Below are 20,699 nucleotides of genomic sequence, written 5' to 3'. Positions count from 1 at the left end.
AGGACGTCGTTCAGTGGAGAAAATCCAGCGCAAACAGGGCGTTTGCGCTGGATTCAGCAGCAACTCAACGCAGGTCGAGAACGTCCTGCATGTCATAAAGACCCGCCTCGCGACCATCCAGCCACAGCGCCGCTCGCACCGCACCCTTGGCGAAAGTCATGCGGCTTGAAGCCTTGTGGGTGATCTCCAGACGCTCCCCCTCGCAGGCGAACAGCACCGTGTGATCCCCCACCACATCTCCACCACGAACAGTGGCAAACCCGATGGTTTCACGCTCGCGCGCACCGGTATGACCTTCACGACCGTAGACCGCCACTTTCTGCAAGTCACGATCCAGCGCACTGGCGATGACCTCGCCCATGCGCAACGCAGTACCCGATGGGGCATCGATTTTGTGCCGGTGATGAGCCTCAATGATTTCGATGTCTGCATCATCACCCAACACCCGCGCCGCCATATCCAGCAGCTTCAGCGAAAGGTTGACGCCTACACTGAAGTTGGCGGCAAAGACGATGGGAATATCCTTACCCGCCTCGGCCAGCAGTTGCTTCTGCGCAGCATCCAGCCCGGTGGTGCCGATAACCATGGCCTTGCCTGCCTTGCGGCAGAACGCCAGATTTTTCAGCATCACTTCCGGCAGCGTGAAGTCGATCAATACATCGAATTCATCAGCGACCGCTTCTACATGACCGGACAGCGGCACGCCAATACGCCCCAGCGAAGCCAACTCACCGGCATCCACCCCGATCAGCGTGCTGCCAGGACGGACGACAGCGGCAGTCAACCCGGTCAGAGGCGCGCGCTGCTGCACGGCCTCCACCAGAATTTTGCCCATGCGCCCGGCGGCGCCCATCACTGCAATACGTCGCATGCCGACTCCTTACAAATCGCCGAAGAAGCGCTTCACGCCGTCAAACCAACCCGTGGTTTTCGGCGAATGGCTGTTGTCGTCTGCCAAGGAGCTGCGGAACTCTTCCAACAATTCGCGCTGACGACGATTCAGGTTGACCGGCGTCTCGACCGCCACACGGCACATCAAGTCGCCCGCACCACCGCCACGCACCGGCGCCACACCTTTGCCGCGCACGCGGAACTGCTTGCCGGTCTGGGTGCCTTCAGGGATTTTCAGTTTGACGCGACCGTCGAGGGTCGGAATTTCCAGCTCGCCGCCCAGCGCTGCATCGACAAAGCTGATCGGCACTTCGCAGAACAGATGTTTGCCGTCACGCTGAAAGATGTCGTGCTCTCGCACATTGATGACTACATACAGGTCGCCAGTCGGACCACCTTGAGTACCCGCCTCGCCTTCGCCGGACAGACGAATGCGGTCGCCAGTATCGACGCCGGCCGGCACTTTGACCGACAGGGTTTTGTACTCTTCAACGCGGCCATCACCGTGGCAGGAGTCGCACGGATCGGAAATGATCTTGCCCTGGCCATGGCAACGCGGGCAGGTCTGCTGCACCGAGAAGAAGCCCTGTTGCATGCGCACCTGACCGATGCCGCCACACGTCGGGCAAGTCGAAGGTGACGAGCCTTTTTTGGCCCCCGAACCATCGCACGGCTTGCAATTGACCAGTGTCGGAACGCGGATATTCACGGTTGTGCCGCGTACCGCTTCCTCCAGATTCAGTTCCAGGGTGTAGCGCAAGTCGCTGCCACGCTGAGCGCCGCCACGGGAACCACCGCGACCGCCACCGAAGAAGTCACTGAAGACATCACCAAAAATGTCGGAGAAGTTCTGACCACCGAAACCGGCACCGCCACCCCCCATGCTTGGGTCGACACCGGCATGACCATACTGGTCGAACGCCGCGCGCTTGCTCGAGTCGGACAATACTTCATAGGCCTCATTGGCCTCTTTGAACAGTTCTTCCGATGCTTTGTCATCGGGATTACGGTCCGGGTGATGCTTCATCGCCAAACGGCGATAGGCCTTTTTCAGGTCTGCGTCGCTCGCGCCACGCTCAACACCCAACACCTCGTAATAGTCACGCTTTGCCATAAGTCTTTGCACTCTTAAGGACGTTCGGCAAACCCCTCCTGAGCCTCGCCAAACTCGTTGAGCCCCAATACAGGCCCGGACCCAACTCACGTCAATTCAACGATCCTGGTCTGTGATTCATGCGGTACTTTCGACGTGAAAAGCAGGAGCATTTTCAGCCATACCGCCAGCATTCGAACGCTGTCGCATGCTGTAAAAATTCGCGTATTCCAGATACGCCAACGCGGGAGCAAGCTCCCGCGCGGCGACATCCTACCAGTCACCGCCTAAAGGCAGTCAACCGGCCGACCAACAACTTACTTGTGGTCTTTGACTTCTTCGAACTCTGCATCGACCACGTCTTCCGCTTTCTCAGCCGATTCGCCTTGCGGGGCTGCGCCATCAGCTGGCTGAGGCTGTTCGGCGTACATCTTCTGAGCAACTGGAGCGGAGACTTTCGACAGCTCTTCAACTTTAGCTTCGATGGCAGCCTTGTCGTCGCCTTTAACGGCGGCTTCCAACGCAACCACAGCGGCTTCAATCGCAGTCTTCTCTTCGGCGCTAACCTTGTCGCCAGCTTCGGAGACCATTTTGCGAGTCGAGTGAACCAGTGCATCACCTTGGTTGCGGGCGGCGGCCAGTTCTTCGAACTTGCGGTCTTCGTCAGCGTTGGCTTCGGCGTCACGCACCATGCGCTCGATTTCTTCGTCGGACAGACCGGAGTTAGCCTTGATCACGATCGACTGAGTCTTGCCGGTGGCCTTGTCTTTCGCACCAACGTGCAGGATGCCGTTGGCGTCGATGTCGAAAGTCACTTCGATCTGCGGCACGCCACGTGGAGCGGGTGGAATGTCGGCCAGGTCGAACTTGCCCAGGGACTTGTTCTGTGTGGCTTGCTTACGCTCACCTTGCAGAACGTGAATGGTCACAGCGCCTTGGTTGTCGTCGGCAGTCGAGAACACTTGCGATTTCTTGGTAGGAATCGTGGTGTTTTTCTCGATCAGCGCGGTCATCACGCCACCCATGGTTTCGATACCCAGGGTCAGCGGGCTGACGTCGAGCAGCAGAACGTCTTTCACGTCGCCAGCCAGAACAGCGCCCTGAATCGCAGCACCCATGGCAACAGCTTCGTCCGGGTTAACGTCTTTACGTGCTTCTTTACCGAAGAAATCGGTTACCAGTTTCTGCACCAGCGGCATACGAGTCTGACCGCCGACCAGGATCACGTCGTTGATCGCGCCAACGTCCAGACCTGCGTCTTTCATGGCGATGCGGCAAGGTTCGATGGTGCGCTGAACCAGGTCTTCAACCAGAGCTTCGAGCTTGGCACGCGAGATCTTGACGTTCAGGTGCTTAGGACCGGTGGCGTCTGCAGTGATGTACGGCAGGTTCACGTCGGTCGACTGAGCGGACGACAGCTCGATCTTGGCTTTCTCAGCGGCTTCTTTCAGGCGCTGCATGGCCAGCGGATCACCTTTAAGGTTCATGCCGCTTTCTTTCTTGAATTCGTCCACGAGGTAGTCGATCAGACGAATGTCAAAGTCTTCACCGCCCAGGAACGTGTCACCGTTGGTGGCCAACACTTCGAACTGGTGCTCACCGTCAACTTCAGCGATCTCGATCACGGAAACGTCGAAAGTACCGCCACCCAGGTCGTAAACGATCACAGTGTGATCGCCTTTGGCCTTGTCCATACCGTAAGCCAGAGCGGCAGCGGTTGGTTCGTTGATGATACGTTTTACGTCCAGACCGGCGATACGGCCGGCGTCTTTGGTCGCCTGACGCTGGCTGTCGTTGAAGTAAGCCGGAACGGTGATTACCGCTTCGGTCACTGGCTCGCCGAGGTAGTCTTCGGCGGTCTTCTTCATTTTCTTCAGAATTTCAGCCGAGATTTGTGGCGGGGCCATTTTCTGGCCGTTCACTTCAACCCAAGCGTCGTTGTTATCAGCCTTGACGATCTTGTAAGGGACCATCTGGATGTCTTTCTGCACAACTTCTTCGTCGAAACGACGACCGATCAGACGCTTTACGGCGTACAGAGTGTTGTGCGGGTTGGTAACAGCCTGACGCTTGGCCGACTGACCTACCAGAATTTCGCCATCGTTGGCGTAAGCGATGATCGACGGCGTGGTACGCGCGCCTTCAGCGTTTTCAATAACTTTTGCTTTGCCGTTTTCCAGCACGGAGACGCAGGAGTTGGTAGTCCCCAGGTCGATACCGATAATTTTGCCCATGTTAACTCTCCCGAAACTTTGGATTTGGATGCCGCAGCAGTGGTGGCTAACTGCGGTAGCACTTAAACGCTTGACTTCTAAATGGGGGCCTTGCGGCTAATTTCAAGCCTGCTCATCAATAGAAGGCGAAACTGGCGCAGGCGCCTTGCTGACCACGACCATGGCCGGGCGCAACAAGCGGCCATTGAGCTGGTAGCCCTTCTGGAACACCTTCAGAACGCTGTTCGGCTCTACGTCGGCGCTTTCCTGCATGGCCATCGCCTGATGGTGAACGGCATTGAACGGTTCGCCATGCGGATCGATCGCTTCAAGCTGATAACGCTTGAGGGTGTCGTGAAACATTTTCAGCGTCAGCTCGATCCCCTCACGCATCGGACGAATACCTTCGTCGTCCGGGTTCGACAGCTCAAGGCCGCGCTCCAGGCTGTCGACAATCGGCAGCAGGTCACTGGCGAATTTTTCCAACGCAAACTTGTGCGCTTTCTCGACGTCTTGCTCGGCACGACGACGGACGTTCTGCAGATCAGCGGCAACACGCAGAGACTGATCCTGCGCGGCGGCCAATTGCTCTTCGAGCACTTGTACACGGGTCGCCAGGTCGTCACCCGAACCCTCGGGCGCCGGATTGGCTTCTGGGTTTTGCTTATCTACTGTCTGTTCGTCAGCCATAGAATTCTCCTTTCAATATCGTCCGCGAGTTCGACTCGCGCTTCTGTCCCGATATATGGGGCCGCAAAATCAGGCTTCAAGGGGCTTCAATGATTAACCCTACAAAAAAGTGCCGCTTTCACATTCCTCGATGCGCTAAGAAATTTTTCCGTTCAAGCGAATCGAGCTAAGAGGGGGCATTGTCAGCCCGAAACAAAACACTGTATAAATAACCAGACCTAAAGCCTGGGAGCGGCCTTTATGCTGGTGCACCTGTCTGTACACAACTACGCCATCGTTGAACATCTCGATCTCGAACTTGATCGCGGGATGAGCGTGATCACAGGGGAAACCGGCGCAGGCAAATCGATCATGCTCGACGCCCTGGGCCTGACCCTTGGCGATCGCGCCGACAGTGGCGTAGTGCGCCCGGGCGCCGACAAGGCCGATATCCTGGCGACTTTCGATCTGGTCGATATTCCCGAAGCCCACGCCTGGCTGGCAGAACGCGATCTGGACATCGACGGCCCCTGCATCCTGCGCCGAGTCATCACCAGCGAAGGTCGTTCACGCGGCTATATCAACGGCACACCCTGCCCGCTGGGTGATCTCAAGGCCCTCGGCGAATTGCTGATCGATATTCATAGTCAACATGAACACCAGTCCCTGCTGAAAACCGACACCCATCGCCGACTGCTGGACGAATACGCTGGCGCTACCGACCTTGCGCGCCAAGTGCATCTGGCCGCGCAGCGTTGGCGCCAGACACGCCAGGAGCTGGAGCGCCTCTCCAATTCCGGCGACGAACAACGCGCGCGCCATCAACTGCTCAGCTACCAACTCGAAGAACTGGAAAATCTCGGACTCGGCGATAACGAACTCGAGCAGTTGGAGCAAGAACACAAAAATCTGACCAACGCCGAAACCTTGCTGGGCATTTGTCGACAAGTGGTCGAGCAATGCAGCGAAAGCGATTCCGGTAACGTGCTGAATGCGCTGACCGCCAGCCTCAATCGCTTATCGAGTGTGAACAATTCAATCGGCGCACTGGGTGAAGCAAGCAGCTTGCTGACCAGCGCACAGATCCAGGTTGAAGAAGCCGTTGGTGAACTCAATCGCTTCCTTGATAACTTCGATGCCGATCCGGCTCGCCTGCAATATCTGGAAGAGCGACTGGATGCCATTTACACGCTGGCGCGCAAGCACAGGATTCAACCAACCGAAGTCAGCGAAATGCAGCAAAAACTGCTGGATGAAATCGAAACTCTCAATGCCAACGACGAATCCATCGAGCGATTGAGCGAAGAGCTAGCCTCCTATGCTCGTCATTATCAAGAGAAGGCCCGCGAGCTGAGTGATTTGCGCCATCAGGCGGCCGGCAGCCTCGCCAGCGCGGTAGAGCTGGAGATTCAACGCCTGGGCATGCCGGGCGGGCGATTCACCATTGAGTTGCGCGCCAACAGCAGCGAAGAACTTCTGCCCAACGGGCTGGAGCAAGTCGAACTGCTGGTCAGCGCCAACCCCGGTCAACCACTGAAGGCACTGGCGAAAGTGGCGTCCGGTGGCGAACTGTCACGTATCAGCTTGGCAATTCAAGTGATTACCGCGCAAACCTCCCGCGCCCCCACACTGGTGTTCGACGAGGTGGACGTGGGTATTGGCGGCCCGACCGCTGAAATTGTCGGCCAATTGCTCCGCCGCCTCGGTGAACGCGGACAGGTTCTGACAGTGACGCACTTGCCACAAGTGGCGGCGCAAGGTCACCAACACCTGTTTGTACACAAAGTGCGCGGCGAACAGGCAACCCACACTGCTGTCTCCAAGCTGAGCAAGAACGACCGAATAGAAGAAGTGGCACGCATGCTGGGTGGCATCGACCTGACCAAGGAATCCTTGGCGCACGCGAAAAAGATGGTCGTCACCGCCAAAGTTTAAAGATGACTGAAAGCACGAAGGCGACCCTTGGGTCGCCTTCGCTCGTTTCGCGAACCTGAAATTCGCGCGACATGCTTACTTTTTCTTGCGTACGTACAGCACCAGGTTGTGATCCACCAACTCGACACCGTGCTCCTCGGCAATTGCATTCTGGAGTTTTTCGATTTCAACGCTGATGAACTCGACGACTTCACCGGTTTCAACGTCAACCATATGGTCGTGGTGCCCACCATCGGCCAATTCGAATACCGCGTGGCCACCGTCGAAGTTGTGACGGACCACGAGACCAGCCGCTTCAAACTGGGTCAGGACACGGTAAACCGTGGCCAGACCGACGTCCTCGCCAGCCTCCATCAACGCCTTGTAGACGTCCTCGGCACTCATGTGACGCTGCTCGGTAGAGTCGAGCATTTGCAGGATCTTGACCCGTGGCAGGGTCACTTTCAGGCCGGCTTTGCGTAGTTCGCTATTTTCAACCATGGTTAGCTTTCTCGCGATGCTGCTTCGCAGCTTCTCTTAATGCGGGTATGATCGGCGTTTACGTTGTCCCAGCCAAGATAGTGGAAGTCGCCCACCGATGCAAAACACCAAGCTCTTGCTAACCAGTTTCACCTTTGTGGGACTGCTCGCACTCGCCGGTTGTTCATTCCCCGGGGTTTACAAAATCGACATCCAGCAGGGCAATGTCGTCACGCAGGACATGATAGACCAGTTACGCCCGGGAATGACCCGGCCGCAAGTACGGTTTATCATGGGCAACCCCCTGCTTGCCGATACGTTCCATGCCAATCGCTGGGATTATCTGTACAGCCTGCAACCGGGTGGCGGTGAACGCCAACAGGAACGCATCAGCGTTATTTTTAACTCAAACGACCAGCTTGTCAGCCTGTCTGGTGACTTCATGCCGGGCGTAAGCCGTGACGAAGCCATTCTCGGCAAGGACAGTGACACCACCGTGACCGCTCCTGCTGAAAACGCCGAGAAGCCAAAACCGGAAAAACCGGTCAAGCCAGGTTCCATGCTGGATCAGATCCAGAAGGAAGTTGATGGTGTAGAAACCGTTCCGGTTCCGACACCAGAGCCGCTGGACACCTCGCCGCAATAATTGGCGAGCCAATAAAAAACCCGGAAATTCCGGGTTTTTTATTGCTTGCAGATTGGCTTACTCACTGATTTCGAGCTTTGGCTTCGGCTGCTTTAGCCGCGCGCAAACGCCGAACCTCTTTTGGGTCGGCGAGCAGCGGTCGGTAAATCTCAATGCGATCCCCCGTCTGAACAAGCCTTGTATCCGGATCGGAAACCACTTTGCCAAAAATCCCCAACGGACACTCAGACAGATTCAACTCAGGAAACTCGATATTGATACCCGAGGCAAACACCGCCGATCGCACGGTCGCCCCCTCAACCAAGCTGACCGTACGCAGCACCTGACGATCAACGGCCGCATACACGACCTCTATCTCGATCACCGCTTCAACCATGCATCTGCTTGGCACGCTGGCAGAACGCGTCCACCAGAGTATTCGCAGCCTGATTGAACAGCGGCCCCAGCGTGGCGCGTACGAGCGGCCCTGCGTAGTCGAAGGACAGATCCAAACTGATCTTGCAGGCCTTCTCGTTCAACACCTTGAACACCCAAACGCCGTGCAACTGATTGAAAGGGCCCTCTTCGAGATTCATCTCGATCGATTGCCCAGGTACCAGCGTGTTGCGCGTCACGAAATGCTGACTGAGGCCTCCCTTGGCCACGCCAACACTGGCACGCATATGCTCGGGCGAGCTTTCCAGTACTTCAGCGGACGAGCACCACGGCAAAAACTCCGGATAACGCGCCACGTCGTTGACCAGGTCGTAGAGAAATTGCGCCGGGTACGGCAGCAGCGCCGATCGTTGAATATGTGTCGTCATGTAAGCGTCACTTCCAGAGCTGGGTGGCAAACACTACAAGAATGCCGATGGGCGCCACATAGCGCATCAAGAACAAAGACAGGGCAAACAGCGCCGGGTTACGAATCGACAACTCGTCACGCACTGCTTCACGCCCCATCACCCATCCGGCAAATAGCACGAAACACAACCCACCCAACGGCAACATGATCCGCGAGGTGAAGAAATCGATCACACCGAAGAAATCAAGGCCACTCTGCGCGCCCCATTGGTAGAGATGGAACATCCCGCCTTCGTTCACGAAAAATTTGGCTTCCTTCCAGATATTGAAGGAGAACACCGTGCCCAAACCGACGAACCAGCAGGTGAATGCCAGCCAGAATGTCACCCAGGCGCGCCTGACTTTCGTGCGCTCCACCAAGTAGGCAACCATGGGTTCGAGCAACGAAATTGCCGAACTCCAAGCCGCAACCGCCACCAGAACAAAGAACACAACGCCCATCAACTGACCAAAAGCCACGTTACCAAAAGCAAATGGCAGACTGACGAACATCAGGCCAGGCCCCTCGCTAGGGTTCAGCCCGCCGGCGAACACAATAGGAAACAAGGCAAGACCGGCCACCAGCGAAACAAACGTGTCGAGCAATGCAACGCCGACAACCGTGCCGGACAATGACGCACTCTTGGGCATGTAGGCGCCGTAGATCATGATCGAGCCAACGCCCACGCTCAAAGAGAAGAACGCGTGACCCATGGCGGGCAGCAAACCGTCGAGGACTTTTTCCGGGTGAAAGTCGAACATGAAATGCACGCCTTCCATGAAGTGCCCAGTGGTCATGCTGTAACCCAGCAGCACCAGAATCATCACGAACAGCAGCGGCATCATGATCCGCAGGCTGCGCTCAAGCCCTGCAACCACACCCTTGGCGATGACCAGCGCCGACAGCAGCATAAAAATCGTGTGCCAAAGTGTCAGGCGCCAAGGATCGGCAATGACATTGCCAAAGTAGGCGCCGACCTGATCAGCCGTAGCGCCCTGGAAGTCGCCGCGCCCCATGTCGATGATGTAATCCAGCGACCAGCCACCCACAACGCTATAGAAAGACAGAATCAGCAATGCCGTGATCATCCCGGCAAACGCACCCCACGACCACTTGGGCGAGTGCCCAGCCTCCAGCGCCAGCACCTTCAGGGCATTTGCCGGACTTTGCCGGGCGCGCCGGCCTATCAGGGTTTCAGCGAGCATGACAGGGATGCCGATCAGTGCGATGCACGCCAGAAACATCAATACAAAAGCGCCGCCGCCGTACATCCCGACCATATAGGGGAATTTCCAGATACTACCCAGTCCCACGGCCGAACCGGTCGCGGCGAGTATGAATACCCAGCGGCTAGCCCAACTGCCGTGGACAGAAACCTTGTCTGTCGACATCGTTTATCACGCCCAAGCGTTAGAAAAAGAGGCCGCATTGTCCGGCATTCACTCAACCTGCTCAAGCACGCAGCATCACCGTAGCCGACGGCCATTTATCTCCATATAATGCCGCCCCTATGGCTAAACAGAAGAAACACCCAACAGGGACCATCGCGCAGAACAAAAAAGCGCGACACGATTACTTCATCGAGCATAAGTTCGAGGCTGGTCTGGTCCTGGCCGGCTGGGAAGTAAAAAGTCTACGGGCAAGCAAGCTGCAACTGGTCGACAGTTACGTGCTGCTCAAGGATGGCGAAGCGTGGCTGCTCGGCAGTCACATCACGCCTCTGATGACCGCCAGCACCCACGTCATCGCTGACCCGGTGCGCACTCGCAAATTGCTGCTCAACCGCCGCGAGCTTGAAAAACTCGCCGCCGCTGTGCAGCAAAAGGGTTACGCCTGCGTATGCCTGTCCTGGTACTGGAGCAAACACATGGTCAAGTGTGAGATCGCTCTGGGTAAGGGCAAGAAGGAATACGACAAGCGTGACACCGAGCGTGAACGCGATGCAGGTCGTGAGTTGCAGCGTGCCGTGCGCAACAAGGGCAAGGAAGACTGAGTCTTTCTGTCTGAAAAGATCGCAGCCGGCGGCAGTTCCTACAGGGAAATACATCTCCCACACGCAGGAACCGCAGCCGGCTGAGATTTTTTGCCTTTAAAAAAGCTACATCCCCTTGCGCCGCTCCGCTCTGGCCATGCGCTGAACCTCTTGCCGCACCTCTTCCAGCACTTCCTGTACATACAGAATGTGTCGACTGGAAACTTCCCGCGCCTGCTCTGCGCGCCCTTCAATAATCGCCAGATACAATTCCCGATGCTGAGTGATCAGCATGTCACGGGTTTCCGTGCGCTGCTTGTACATGCCGCCAATGTTGGTCACGACGTTGCGCTTAAGCAAATCGAACAGCCCGCGAATGGTGTGCAGCAACACGGCGTTGTGACTGGCCTCGGCAATCGCCAGGTGAAACTTCGCGTCCGCAGCCCCCTCCTCTGCACGACTGACTTCGTCGTGTCGCGAATAGCAGTCCTGCAACTCTTCGAACGCTGCTGTCAGCCGCTCGCGATCAACATCGGTAGCACGCAACGCAGCGTAATAGGCACACGATGCCTCCAGAGTGTGGCGAAATTCCAGCAGATCGCGTTGCGCCTCAGGATTGCTTTCAAGCAATTGCAGCAGTGGATCGCTGAACGTTGAACCCAGACTCTCAACCACATAGTTGCCGCCGCCCTGGCGACTGACCAGCAGACCTTTGGCCGCCAGTTTCTGAATCGCCTCGCGCAGCGACGGGCGTGATACGCCAAATTGTTCGGCCAGCGTGCGCTCCGCCGGAAGCCGTTCACCGGACTTCAGCGTGCCCTCGAGGATCATCCCCTCAAGTCGCTCGACAATATCGTCAGACAAACGGCGCTGACGTATCTGATCAAACCCCATAACTCATTTCTCCACGATCCCGACCGCTCGCCGGGCTCTCTATTCTGGCCTATCGGCGCCCTGCCGACACCTATCAGACGACACTAGCCCGAACCGGATCAGATGCGATCTGCACCGCTTATTCGACAAAAGTTTCAGGGCGACAAATTGACACACCGACATGAAGGCTTTTACCCTAGCCAACAGCGATTGTAAATTGGTCTTACCAATTATCCAAGAACGCTGACAGTGCCTGACCAACAACAATTAGGGGCCACCCCATATGCAAACCTGGCAACAGCTCTACAGCCCGCTCGGCAGTCTCGGCGTGTCCGCACTCGCGGCCGTCATTCCCATCGTTTTCTTTTTCCTCGCCTTGGCGGTGTTCCGTCTCAAAGGTCATATAGCCGGCAGCATCACGCTCGCGCTGTCGATTGCCGTGGCGATCTTCGCGTTCCAGATGCCGGTCGACATGGCCTTCGCCGCTGCCGGGTATGGCTTCGCCTACGGTCTATGGCCGATTGCCTGGATCATTGTCGCCGCGGTATTCCTCTACAAACTGACCGTCAAAAGTGGTCAGTTCGAGGTTATTCGCAGCTCGGTGCTGTCGATCACTGACGACCAGCGCTTGCAGGTGCTGCTGATCGGTTTCTGCTTCGGTGCATTCCTCGAAGGTGCTGCCGGTTTCGGCGCGCCGGTGGCGATTACCGCCGCCCTCCTCGTTGGACTGGGTTTCAACCCGTTGTACGCCGCAGGTTTGTGCCTGATCGCCAACACCGCCCCCGTAGCGTTCGGCGCACTGGGGATTCCGATCATCGTGGCCGGCCAGGTGACGGGGATCGACGCATTCAAGATCGGCGCCATGGCCGGTCGCCAACTGCCACTGCTGTCGTTATTTGTACCGTTCTGGCTGGTGTTCATGATGGATGGCCTGCGCGGCGTCCGTGAGACCTGGCCAGCTGCGCTGGTTGCGGGCTTGAGCTTCGCCGTCACCCAATACTTCACCTCCAACTTCATTGGCCCGGAACTGCCGGACATCACGTCGGCCCTGGTCAGCCTGATTTCCCTGACCCTGTTCCTGAAGGTCTGGCAGCCGAAACGCAGCGCAGACGCGCAAATCGCCGGCGCCACGTCGAGCGCGGCCATCACCGCCAGCGTCGGCGGTTTCGGCCAGAAACGCACCACCGTGGCTTCGCCTTACAGCCTCGGGGAAATTTTCAAAGCCTGGTCGCCGTTCCTGATCCTCACGGTGCTGGTGACCATCTGGACCCTCAAGCCATTCAAGGCCATGTTCGCTGCCGGCGGCTCGATGTATGCGTGGGTGTTCAACTTCGCGATCCCGCACCTTGACCAACTGGTGATCAAGACCGCACCGATCGTGGCCGTGCCAACCGCAATTCCAGCGGTGTTCAAACTCGACCCGATTTCCGCGACCGGCACGGCGATCTTCTTTTCCGCACTGATCTCGATGCTGGTACTGAAGATCAACTTTAAAACTGGTCTTACCACTTTTAAAGAGACACTGTTCGAGCTGCGCTGGCCCATTCTGTCGATCGGCATGGTGTTGGCGTTCGCCTTCGTCACCAATTACTCCGGCATGTCTTCCACCATGGCGCTGGTATTGGCCGCGACCGGCGCTGCATTCCCGTTCTTCTCGCCGTTCCTCGGCTGGCTTGGCGTGTTCCTCACCGGCTCCGATACCTCGTCCAACGCCCTGTTCAGCTCGTTGCAGGCGACCACCGCCCACCAGATCGGTGTCAGCGATGTGTTGCTGGTCGCCGCAAACACCAGCGGCGGCGTGACCGGCAAAATGATCTCGCCACAATCGATCGCCGTGGCCTGCGCCGCGACAGGCCTGGTGGGCAAGGAGTCGGATCTGTTCCGCTTCACCCTCAAGCACAGCCTATTCTTTGCAACGATTGTCGGCCTGATCACTTTGGCTCAGGCCTACTGGTTCACTGGCATGCTGGTGCACTAAAACCGGCAGAAGCCTACAAGCGACATGGAAATAACCGACGCCGGTTCGTGATTCCGACGTCAGCAATTCACAACCCGGTCTGTAAGGCTGCTGAAAGCAACGCGTTCTATATTCAGCAGCCTCAGCGGACGGATAACCGGGATCACCCGGAGACACGCCTGATGAGCGAGCTTTTTTACAACGCGGTGCCAAACGCGACCCGCGTTGCACCGCCACTGCCCGAACCTCGGCAATACCCCAGCGAGAAACCCTCGCAGGTCTACCTGTTCGGGACGTGTGTAGTCGACCTCTTCTACCCGGAAGCCGGGATGGACGCGATCCACTTGCTGGAACGCGAAGGGATCCGGGTCGAGTACCCGCCAGGGCAGAGCTGCTGCGGACAACCGGCCTACACCTCGGGTTACACCGAGCAGGCACGGACGGTGGCGCGCTCACAACTGGCGCTGTTTGCCGGGGATTATCCGGTGGTCGTGCCGTCGGGCTCCTGCGCCGGCATGCTGCGAGAACATTACGCCGACTTGTTCAAGGACGAGCCGGACACACTCAAACAGGTTCAGGCCCTCGCGGCCCGTACCTATGAGTTAGCGGAGTTTCTGCTGTTCGTCTGCAAGGTGCAGCTCAAGGACAGCGGCGCACCGGTGAAAGTCGCGCTGCACACCTCGTGCTCAGCGCGCCGCGAGATGAACACTCACCTGCATGGCCGAGAGTTGTTGGCGCAGTTGAGCAACGTGGAGCGGGTCAATCACGACCACGAAAGCGAATGCTGTGGCTTCGGTGGGACATTCAGCGTCCGTATGCCAGACATTTCCGGCGCGATGGTGGCCGACAAGACCCGAGCGTTGAAGGAATCCGGCGCACACAAGGTGTTGAGTGCGGACTGCGGCTGTTTGATGAACATCAACGGTTCGCTGGAAAAACAGAAAGAAGCGCTGCGCGGCCAACACCTGGCGAGTTTCCTCTGGCAACGAACCGGGGGTGCGCAATGAGTACCTCGACGATTATTCCTACGGTCACCGTAGAAGAAGATTTCCGCACCCGGGCGCACAACGCCTTGGGTGATCCGCAGCTACGGAACAACTTCCGTACGGCGATGGATTCACTGATGACCAAACGGGCAGCGGCTTTCAGCGATGCCCACGAAAGAGAACACTTGCGTGCTCTGGGCAACTCGATCAGAGCCCGCGCGCTCTCCAAGTTGCCCGACCTGCTCGAGCAACTGGAACAAAACCTGACCCGCAACGGTGTGACAGTGCACTGGGCGGAAACGGTGGACGAAGCCAACGGCATCGTCTTATCGATCATCCGCGCTCACGAGGCGCGGCAAGTGATCAAGGGCAAATCGATGGTCAGCGAAGAGATGGAGATGAACCATTTCCTCGAGGCTCAAGACATTGAATGTCTGGAGTCCGATATGGGGGAATACATCGTCCAGCTCGACCACGAGAAGCCTTCACACATCATTATGCCGGCGATCCACAAGAATGCCGGTCAGGTCGCGTCCTTGTTCCACGACAAACTTGGCGTGGAATACACCAAGGACGTTGACCAACTCATTCAGATCGGTCGCAGAGTCCTGCGGCAGAAATTCTTCGAAGCGGACATCGGCGTCTCCGGCGTCAACTTCGCCGTGGCCGAAACCGGCACCTTGCTGCTGGTGGAAAACGAAGGCAACGGGCGCATGACCACCACCGTGCCCCCCGTCCATATCGCCGTCACCGGCATCGAAAAAGTCGTGGAAAACCTGCGTGACGTGGTCCCGCTGCTGTCGCTGCTGACCCGCTCGGCGCTGGGCATTCCAATCACCACTTACGTCAACATGATCTCCGGCCCACGCAAGGAGCATGAACTCGACGGCCCGCAGGACGTGCATCTGGTGCTGCTCGACAACGGTCGCAGCCAGGCCTTTGCCGACAGCGAATTGCGCCAGACGTTGAACTGCATCCGCTGCGGCGCGTGCATGAACCATTGCCCGGTCTACACCCGGGTCGGCGGTCACACCTATGGCGAGGTGTATCCGGGGCCAATCGGCAAAATCATCACCCCGCACATGGTCGGTCTGGCGAAGGTTCCAGATCACCCGAGCGCATCGTCGCTGTGCGGCGCGTGCGGTGAAGTGTGCCCGGTAAAAATTCCTATCCCGGCATTGCTGCGTCGCCTACGCGAAGAGAACGTCAAAGCCCCCGACAGCCCTCATCAAGTGATGCGCGGTCAGGGCAGCAAGTACTCGCGCAAGGAGCGTTTCATCTGGAACGCCTGGGCGAAACTCAACAGCTCGCCGACCCTGTATCGGTTATTCGGTTTCTTCGCCACGCGCCTGCGCGCCCTGACGCCTAGCAATGTCGGCCCATGGACGCAGAACCACAGTGCACCGAAACCCGCCGCCCGCTCATTGCATGACATGGCCCGCGAGCATTTGGCCAAACAGGGAGATCGCTGATGAGTGCCAAGCAAAATATCCTCGGCAAACTGCGCAAAAGTCTGACCGGCGCCACGCCGATTGCCGACGACTTCGATGTCGATCTGGTGACCCAGCCTTACACGTACAGCGCCGAACAACGCATCCCGCAACTGCGCAAGCTGATGGAAGCGGTGCACACCGAAATCCACCTGACCTCAGACGCAGAGTGGCCGGCACTGCTCCAGCAATTGCTGCACGACCGTCAATTGCCCAGCCTGTTGATCGCACCGACGACAGCGCACGGGCAACGGGTCACACAGCACTGGGCGAACAATCCTGATCTGCCAACGCTGAAATCCTACAACCGCCCGATGGAAGAATGGAAAGCCGAGTTGTTCAACGATACCCCGGCCAGCCTCACCGGCACCCTCGGTGCCATTGCTGCAACAGGCAGCCTGATTCTCTGGCCGACCCGCGAAGAACCGCGCCTGATGAGCTTGGTGCCGCCGGTGCATTTCGCTCTGCTCAAGGCCAGCGAAATCCGCGACAACTTCTATCAGGTGCAGCAGGAGTTCGAATGGGCTCAGGGCATGCCGACCAACGCGCTGCTGGTGTCCGGCCCATCGAAAACCGCTGACATCGAACAAGTGCTGGCGTATGGCGCCCACGGCCCGAAAGACCTGGTGGTATTGATTCTGGAGGACCGATGAGTCTACCGGCGGCTTTCCTGCGCGATGCGCAGCAACTGATTCCGGCTGATCGACGCTTTGACGATCCGCTATCAACCCTGGCTTTTGGCACCGACGCGAGTTTCTATCGGCTGATCCCCAAACTGGTGATCCGCGTCGAGTCCGAAGACGAAGTGGTGACCCTGCTGAAACTGGCCCAACGCGACCGTGTCCCGGTCACGTTCCGCGCCGCCGGCACCAGCCTGTCGGGACAGGCGATCAGCGATTCGGTTTTGATCGTGCTTGGGGATAACTGGAACGCTCGCGAAATTCGTGGCCAGGGCACGCAAATCCGCCTGCAACCGGGCGTGATCGGTGCCCAGGCCAACGCCTGGCTGGCGCCATTCGGACGCAAGATCGGCCCAGACCCTGCCTCGATCAATGCCTGCAAAATTGGCGGCATCGTGGCCAACAATGCCAGCGGCATGTGCTGCGGCACCGCGCAAAACACCTATCACACGCTGGCCGGCCTGCGCCTGGTTCTGGCCGACGGCACGCGCCTTGATACTGAAGATGCCAACAGTGTGGCGGCGTTTCGCGCGAGCCACGGCGATCTGCTCGAACGTTTGGCGACGCTCGGTCGCGAGACTCGCGCCAATGCCGAACTGGCCGCGAGAATCCGCCACAAATATCGTCTGAAAAATACCACTGGCCTGTCGCTCAACGCCTTGGTGGACTTCGATGAGCCTGTGGATATCTTGAGCCACTTGCTGGTCGGTTCTGAAGGCACTCTCGGCTTCATCAGCGCGGTGACTTACGACACCGTTATCGATCACCCGAACAAGGCCTCGGCGCTGATCGTGTTCCCGGATGTGGAAACCTGCTGCAACGCGGTCACCGTACTGAAAAGCCAACCGGTGTCGGCGGTGGAACTGCTGGATCGGCGCAGCCTGCGTTCGGTGCAGAGCAAACCGGGCATGCCTGCTTTCGTACAGCAACTGTCGAACAATGCCTGTGCGTTATTGATCGAATCCCGCGCGGCTTCTTCCTCATTACTGCAGGAACAACTGGCGCAGATCATGGCGTCACTCAGTGGTTTCCCGGTGGAGAAACAGGTCGATTTCACTGAAGACCCGGTCGAGAACGCCCGCCTCTGGGCAATCCGCAAAGACACCTTCCCCGCCGTCGGCGCCGTGCGCAAAACCGGTACCACGGTGATCATCGAAGACGTGACCTTCCCGGTCGAGCAACTGGCAATCGGTGTGAACCGCTTGATCGAACTGTTAGACAAACATGCCTACGACGAAGCGATCCTTTTCGGACACGCACTGGAAGGCAATCTGCACTTCGTTTTCACCCAAGGCTTCAACAGCGCGGAAGAAGTCGCACGCTACCAAGCGTTCATGGACGACGTCGCGCAATTGGTGGCCGTGGAGTTCGGCGGCTCACTCAAGGCCGAACACGGCACCGGGCGCAACATGGCGCCGTTCGTTGAGCTGGAATGGGGCAGCGATGCCTATCAACTGATGTGGCAGCTCAAACGCCTGCTCGACCCCAACGGCATCCTCAACCCGGATGTGGTGCTCAGCGAAGACCCGCAGATCCACCTCAAACATCTGAAACCGCTGCCGGCGGCCGACGAGATTGTGGATAAGTGCATTGAGTGCGGCTTCTGCGAACCGGTCTGCCCGTCGAAAGGCCTGACCCTCAGCCCGCGCCAGCGCATCGTGATCTGGCGCGACATTCAGGCGAAAAAACGTGCCGGCATCGACACCACCGAACTGGAAGAAGCCTACGAATACCAAGGCATCGAGACCTGCGCCGCGACGGGTTTGTGTGCGCAACGATGCCCTGTAGGTATCAACACCGGCGAACTGGTGAAAAAGCTTCGTGGTCGACACGCAACGCATCAGAAAACCGCTGACTGGATCGAAGGAAATTTCGCCAAGACCCTGCAAGGGGCACGCTTCACCCTGCACGTAGCCAACGGCGCGCGGATGCTGCTCGGTGCGCCGCGTCTGACCAAGCTTTCGGCAACGCTGACGCGTCTATCCAAGGGCCAAGTGCCTCTGTGGACGAGCGCGATGCCGCAACCAGAGAAAGCCATTCGCTTCAGCCCGAGCGTGTCGGACGAACGCCCTCGCGTGGTGTATCTGGCGGCGTGTGTGTCACGGGTCATGGGCCCGGCGGCGGGCGATAAAGAGCAGACGTCGCTGTACGACAAAACCCGTGGTTTGCTGGAAAAGGCCGGTTACCAGGTCGTCTTCCCGGACAATCAGGACAACCTCTGCTGCGGTCAGCCCTTCGCTTCAAAGGGCTATGCGGAGCAGGCCGAACACAAGCGGCAAGAACTCATCAGCGCCTTGCTCCACGCCAGTCGCGGCGGGCTTGATCCGATCTATTGCGATACCAGTCCGTGTACGTTGCGACTGGTGCAGGACGTCGCCGATTTGCGTCTGGATCTGTACGACCCGGTGCGTTTCATCCGCACGCACCTGCTTGATCGGCTGGACTTCACGCCTCAGGACGCACCGATTGCAGTGCATGTGACGTGCAGCACTCAGCATCTGGGCGAAAGCCAGGCGCTGATCGATCTGGCGCGCAAGTGCAGCAATACCGTGGTGATTCCGGAGGGTATTCATTGCTGTGGGTTTGCCGGCGACAAGGGCTTCACCACACCGGAACTGAACAGCCACTCGCTACGCACACTCAAGGACGCAGTGCAGCATTGCAGTGAAGGGATTTCCACCAGCCGCACGTGCGAAATCGGCCTGACGCAGCATGGCGGGATCGACTATCACGGCTTGGTTTATCTGGTCGATCGAGTCACCCAAGCCAAATCTGCCTGATTCATTTGCATTGAAAAGGGGCTATTTCGCCCCTTTTCAAGGCGAGCAGAGAGGTGTTTCGGCTTTTTCATACCGAACGTAAAAAAAAACGAATTCCTCTGCGCAGCCGCAGTCGATTAATCAAGCCCTAAACGAACGTGGCTTGTTCCGACCTCGGCAGAGCCGCCAGATCGTCCGGCAGCACCGAGACCAACTGTTCAAGGAGATACCCATGAAACGCACTGCTTTTGCTGGTTTGTTTATTTCCGCCGCACTGCTGGCCTCCCCCGTGTTTGCTGCGGACAACGATCTGTGCACCTCAAAACTGCAAGAACTCAAAGACAAGGTCACGTCCCTCCCGGCCACGTCGGAAAACACCACCATGGACATCAAGCGCATGCAGGGCGACGCGGAGATGGCGCAAAAAGCGGGTGATGACAAGAAATGCATCGCCTCGGCCACGCAAGCGCTGCAACGCGTAGACAATCTGGCCAACGAACCCGCCAACTAATGACAGCGTGGCCAACCTTCGGGTTGGCCTTCCCCTGTCGTTTGGCGTACACTGCGCAGGCTTGTTGCTCATCAAGATGTACAGAGCAATGAGTTCGGGGCCGTTTAGGATTCGACGCCGGTTGCGAAACTTTAGGTGCATGCCGAGTTGGTAACAGAACTCGTAAATCCACTGTTGCAACTTCTTATAGTTGCCAATGACGAAACCTACGGGGAATACGCTCTCGCTGCGTAAGCAGCCTTAGCCTTCCCTTCTGGTACCTTCGGGTCCAGCAATCATCAGGGGATGTCTGTAAACCCAAAATGATTGTCATATAGAACAGAATCGCCGTGCAGTACGTTGTGGACGAAGCGGCTAAAACTTACACAACTCGCCCAAAGCACCCTGCCCGTCGGGTCGCTGAGGGTTAACTTAATAGACACGGCTACGCATGTAGTACCGACAGCGGAGTACTGGCGGACGGGGGTTCAAATCCCCCCGGCTCCACCAAACAAGCTATACAAATCAGGCACTTAGCGTTTACCGCAAGTGCCTTTTTTGTGCCTGAATGGGTGGTTTTGGCTCGGTTATGCCAGCTTAATGACAGCATTTGTAGTGGTATGTAGTGCGCTACACGCCCCGCGCAGAGCCTCCCACTGGCTGCCCACCTTATAACCGCGATGATTTCGCAGCGGGGGATATGCAACCAGTTCGTTGCGTCAGCTCACCCTGGCGGAGCCTGTCAGGAGAAGGCGAGAATACT

At 57.8% G+C, this 20,699-nt stretch carries 18 protein-coding genes and 1 other RNA gene; 10 read left to right on the top strand and 9 right to left on the bottom strand.

The genetic code is table 11. From position 1 onward, the window contains the following. Positions 1 to 64 precede the first annotated feature (64 nt). From dapB to grpE, 4 genes are all read right to left on the bottom strand, one after another. The gene (gene dapB / locus K5E40_RS10205) at positions 65 to 871 is read right to left on the bottom strand and encodes a 4-hydroxy-tetrahydrodipicolinate reductase (protein ID WP_221730604.1); all 807 of its coding nucleotides are present in this window, start codon (positions 869 to 871) and stop codon (positions 65 to 67) included. A 9-nt stretch (positions 872 to 880) separates the two neighbouring features. Next, the gene (gene dnaJ, locus K5E40_RS10200; RefSeq protein WP_221730603.1) at positions 881 to 2,005 is read right to left on the bottom strand and encodes a molecular chaperone DnaJ; all 1,125 of its coding nucleotides are present in this window, start codon (positions 2,003 to 2,005) and stop codon (positions 881 to 883) included. Positions 2,006 to 2,301: 296 nt separating this feature from the next. Continuing rightward, positions 2,302 to 4,218 carry a molecular chaperone DnaK gene (dnaK, locus tag K5E40_RS10195; RefSeq protein ID WP_221730602.1) on the bottom strand — a complete coding sequence of 639 codons (1,917 nt, stop codon included), beginning with the start codon at positions 4,216 to 4,218 and terminating at the stop codon, positions 2,302 to 2,304. A gap of 102 nt (positions 4,219 to 4,320) precedes the next feature. After that, complete coding sequence (grpE, locus tag K5E40_RS10190) at positions 4,321 to 4,887, bottom strand: nucleotide exchange factor GrpE (RefSeq protein WP_221730601.1); 567 nt, start codon at positions 4,885 to 4,887, stop codon at positions 4,321 to 4,323. A gap of 240 nt (positions 4,888 to 5,127) precedes the next feature. On the opposite strand from grpE, the gene recN reads away from it, so the two are divergent. Continuing rightward, positions 5,128 to 6,801 carry a DNA repair protein RecN gene (gene recN, locus K5E40_RS10185; RefSeq protein WP_221730600.1) on the top strand — a complete coding sequence of 558 codons (1,674 nt, stop codon included), beginning with the start codon at positions 5,128 to 5,130 and terminating at the stop codon, positions 6,799 to 6,801. Positions 6,802 to 6,876: 75 nt separating this feature from the next. Here the strand turns inward: recN and fur are convergent, their stop codons facing one another. Beyond that, positions 6,877 to 7,281 carry a ferric iron uptake transcriptional regulator gene (gene fur, locus K5E40_RS10180; protein ID WP_221730599.1) on the bottom strand — a complete coding sequence of 135 codons (405 nt, stop codon included), beginning with the start codon at positions 7,279 to 7,281 and terminating at the stop codon, positions 6,877 to 6,879. A gap of 97 nt (positions 7,282 to 7,378) precedes the next feature. Here fur and K5E40_RS10175 point away from each other — a divergent pair, with 97 nt between their 5' ends. After that, positions 7,379 to 7,906, top strand: a complete 528-nt coding sequence (locus tag K5E40_RS10175; RefSeq protein ID WP_221730598.1) for an outer membrane protein assembly factor BamE — start codon at positions 7,379 to 7,381, stop codon at positions 7,904 to 7,906. Positions 7,907 to 7,967: 61 nt separating this feature from the next. On the opposite strand, the gene K5E40_RS10170 is transcribed toward K5E40_RS10175, so the two are convergent. The 3 genes from K5E40_RS10170 to K5E40_RS10160 are packed head-to-tail and all read right to left on the bottom strand — an operon-like array spanning position 7,968 to position 10,120. Then, complete coding sequence (locus tag K5E40_RS10170; RefSeq protein ID WP_221730597.1) at positions 7,968 to 8,282, bottom strand: RnfH family protein; 315 nt, start codon at positions 8,280 to 8,282, stop codon at positions 7,968 to 7,970. Next, a complete protein-coding gene (locus tag K5E40_RS10165; RefSeq protein ID WP_016986510.1) occupies positions 8,275 to 8,709 on the bottom strand; it encodes a type II toxin-antitoxin system RatA family toxin in 435 nt (144 codons plus the stop codon). The genes K5E40_RS10170 and K5E40_RS10165 overlap by 8 nt, the downstream gene beginning before the upstream one ends. 7 nt (positions 8,710 to 8,716) lie before the next feature. Further along, entirely contained in the window at positions 8,717 to 10,120 is a 1,404-nt protein-coding gene (locus K5E40_RS10160; RefSeq protein WP_221730596.1) for a sodium-dependent transporter, read from the bottom strand. 119 nt (positions 10,121 to 10,239) lie between these two features. Here K5E40_RS10160 and smpB point away from each other — a divergent pair, with 119 nt between their 5' ends. After that, entirely contained in the window at positions 10,240 to 10,722 is a 483-nt protein-coding gene (gene smpB, locus K5E40_RS10155) for an SsrA-binding protein SmpB (RefSeq protein ID WP_007915208.1), read from the top strand. Positions 10,723 to 10,827: 105 nt separating this feature from the next. Here smpB and K5E40_RS10150 read toward each other — a convergent pair whose 3' ends face one another. Further along, positions 10,828 to 11,595, bottom strand: coding sequence for an FCD domain-containing protein (locus K5E40_RS10150; RefSeq protein ID WP_007915207.1), 768 nt, complete (start codon positions 11,593 to 11,595; stop codon positions 10,828 to 10,830). 262 nt (positions 11,596 to 11,857) lie between these two features. On the opposite strand from K5E40_RS10150, the gene K5E40_RS10145 reads away from it, so the two are divergent. From K5E40_RS10145 to ssrA, 7 genes are all read left to right on the top strand, one after another. Then, positions 11,858 to 13,552, top strand: a complete 1,695-nt coding sequence (locus K5E40_RS10145) for a lactate permease LctP family transporter (protein ID WP_221730595.1) — start codon at positions 11,858 to 11,860, stop codon at positions 13,550 to 13,552. Between the two features lie 161 nt (positions 13,553 to 13,713). Further along, positions 13,714 to 14,538 carry a (Fe-S)-binding protein gene (locus K5E40_RS10140; RefSeq protein WP_221730594.1) on the top strand — a complete coding sequence of 275 codons (825 nt, stop codon included), beginning with the start codon at positions 13,714 to 13,716 and terminating at the stop codon, positions 14,536 to 14,538. Continuing rightward, positions 14,535 to 15,989: a LutB/LldF family L-lactate oxidation iron-sulfur protein gene (locus K5E40_RS10135; protein ID WP_221730593.1), complete on the top strand. Its 1,455-nt coding sequence runs from the start codon at positions 14,535 to 14,537 to the stop codon at positions 15,987 to 15,989. The genes K5E40_RS10140 and K5E40_RS10135 overlap by 4 nt, the downstream gene beginning before the upstream one ends. Beyond that, positions 15,989 to 16,660, top strand: coding sequence for a lactate utilization protein (locus tag K5E40_RS10130; protein ID WP_221730592.1), 672 nt, complete (start codon positions 15,989 to 15,991; stop codon positions 16,658 to 16,660). The genes K5E40_RS10135 and K5E40_RS10130 overlap by 1 nt, the downstream gene beginning before the upstream one ends. Then, positions 16,657 to 19,467 (top strand): FAD-binding and (Fe-S)-binding domain-containing protein, encoded by a 2,811-nt coding sequence (locus tag K5E40_RS10125; RefSeq protein WP_221730591.1) that lies wholly within the window; start codon positions 16,657 to 16,659, stop codon positions 19,465 to 19,467. The genes K5E40_RS10130 and K5E40_RS10125 overlap by 4 nt, the downstream gene beginning before the upstream one ends. Before the next feature lie 211 nt (positions 19,468 to 19,678). Next, on the top strand, positions 19,679 to 19,957 hold the full coding sequence (locus tag K5E40_RS10120) for a hypothetical protein (RefSeq protein ID WP_221730590.1): 279 nt from the start codon (positions 19,679 to 19,681) through the stop codon (positions 19,955 to 19,957). A gap of 96 nt (positions 19,958 to 20,053) precedes the next feature. Beyond that, positions 20,054 to 20,446: a transfer-messenger RNA gene (gene ssrA, locus K5E40_RS10115) on the top strand. Positions 20,447 to 20,699 lie beyond the last annotated feature (253 nt).

This window comes from Pseudomonas baetica, assembly GCF_019733355.1.
GTDB lineage: Bacteria > Pseudomonadota > Gammaproteobacteria > Pseudomonadales > Pseudomonadaceae > Aquipseudomonas > Aquipseudomonas baetica_A.
Note: the sequence above shows the minus strand (reverse complement) of the source record. Positions and strands in the feature narration are given on the sequence as shown.

Coding starts and splice junctions, on each gene's coding strand:
- dapB (WP_221730604.1), bottom strand. CDS start 871: ATGCGACGTATTGCAGTGATGGGCGCCGCCGGGCGCATGGGCAAAATT.
- dnaJ (WP_221730603.1), bottom strand. CDS start 2,005: ATGGCAAAGCGTGACTATTACGAGGTGTTGGGTGTTGAGCGTGGCGCG.
- dnaK (WP_221730602.1), bottom strand. CDS start 4,218: ATGGGCAAAATTATCGGTATCGACCTGGGGACTACCAACTCCTGCGTC.
- grpE (WP_221730601.1), bottom strand. CDS start 4,887: ATGGCTGACGAACAGACAGTAGATAAGCAAAACCCAGAAGCCAATCCG.
- recN (WP_221730600.1), top strand. CDS start 5,128: ATGCTGGTGCACCTGTCTGTACACAACTACGCCATCGTTGAACATCTC.
- fur (WP_221730599.1), bottom strand. CDS start 7,281: ATGGTTGAAAATAGCGAACTACGCAAAGCCGGCCTGAAAGTGACCCTG.
- K5E40_RS10175 (WP_221730598.1), top strand. CDS start 7,379: ATGCAAAACACCAAGCTCTTGCTAACCAGTTTCACCTTTGTGGGACTG.
- K5E40_RS10170 (WP_221730597.1), bottom strand. CDS start 8,282: ATGGTTGAAGCGGTGATCGAGATAGAGGTCGTGTATGCGGCCGTTGAT.
- K5E40_RS10165 (WP_016986510.1), bottom strand. CDS start 8,709: ATGACGACACATATTCAACGATCGGCGCTGCTGCCGTACCCGGCGCAA.
- K5E40_RS10160 (WP_221730596.1), bottom strand. CDS start 10,120: ATGTCGACAGACAAGGTTTCTGTCCACGGCAGTTGGGCTAGCCGCTGG.
- smpB (WP_007915208.1), top strand. CDS start 10,240: ATGGCTAAACAGAAGAAACACCCAACAGGGACCATCGCGCAGAACAAA.
- K5E40_RS10150 (WP_007915207.1), bottom strand. CDS start 11,595: ATGGGGTTTGATCAGATACGTCAGCGCCGTTTGTCTGACGATATTGTC.
- K5E40_RS10145 (WP_221730595.1), top strand. CDS start 11,858: ATGCAAACCTGGCAACAGCTCTACAGCCCGCTCGGCAGTCTCGGCGTG.
- K5E40_RS10140 (WP_221730594.1), top strand. CDS start 13,714: ATGAGCGAGCTTTTTTACAACGCGGTGCCAAACGCGACCCGCGTTGCA.
- K5E40_RS10135 (WP_221730593.1), top strand. CDS start 14,535: ATGAGTACCTCGACGATTATTCCTACGGTCACCGTAGAAGAAGATTTC.
- K5E40_RS10130 (WP_221730592.1), top strand. CDS start 15,989: ATGAGTGCCAAGCAAAATATCCTCGGCAAACTGCGCAAAAGTCTGACC.
- K5E40_RS10125 (WP_221730591.1), top strand. CDS start 16,657: ATGAGTCTACCGGCGGCTTTCCTGCGCGATGCGCAGCAACTGATTCCG.
- K5E40_RS10120 (WP_221730590.1), top strand. CDS start 19,679: ATGAAACGCACTGCTTTTGCTGGTTTGTTTATTTCCGCCGCACTGCTG.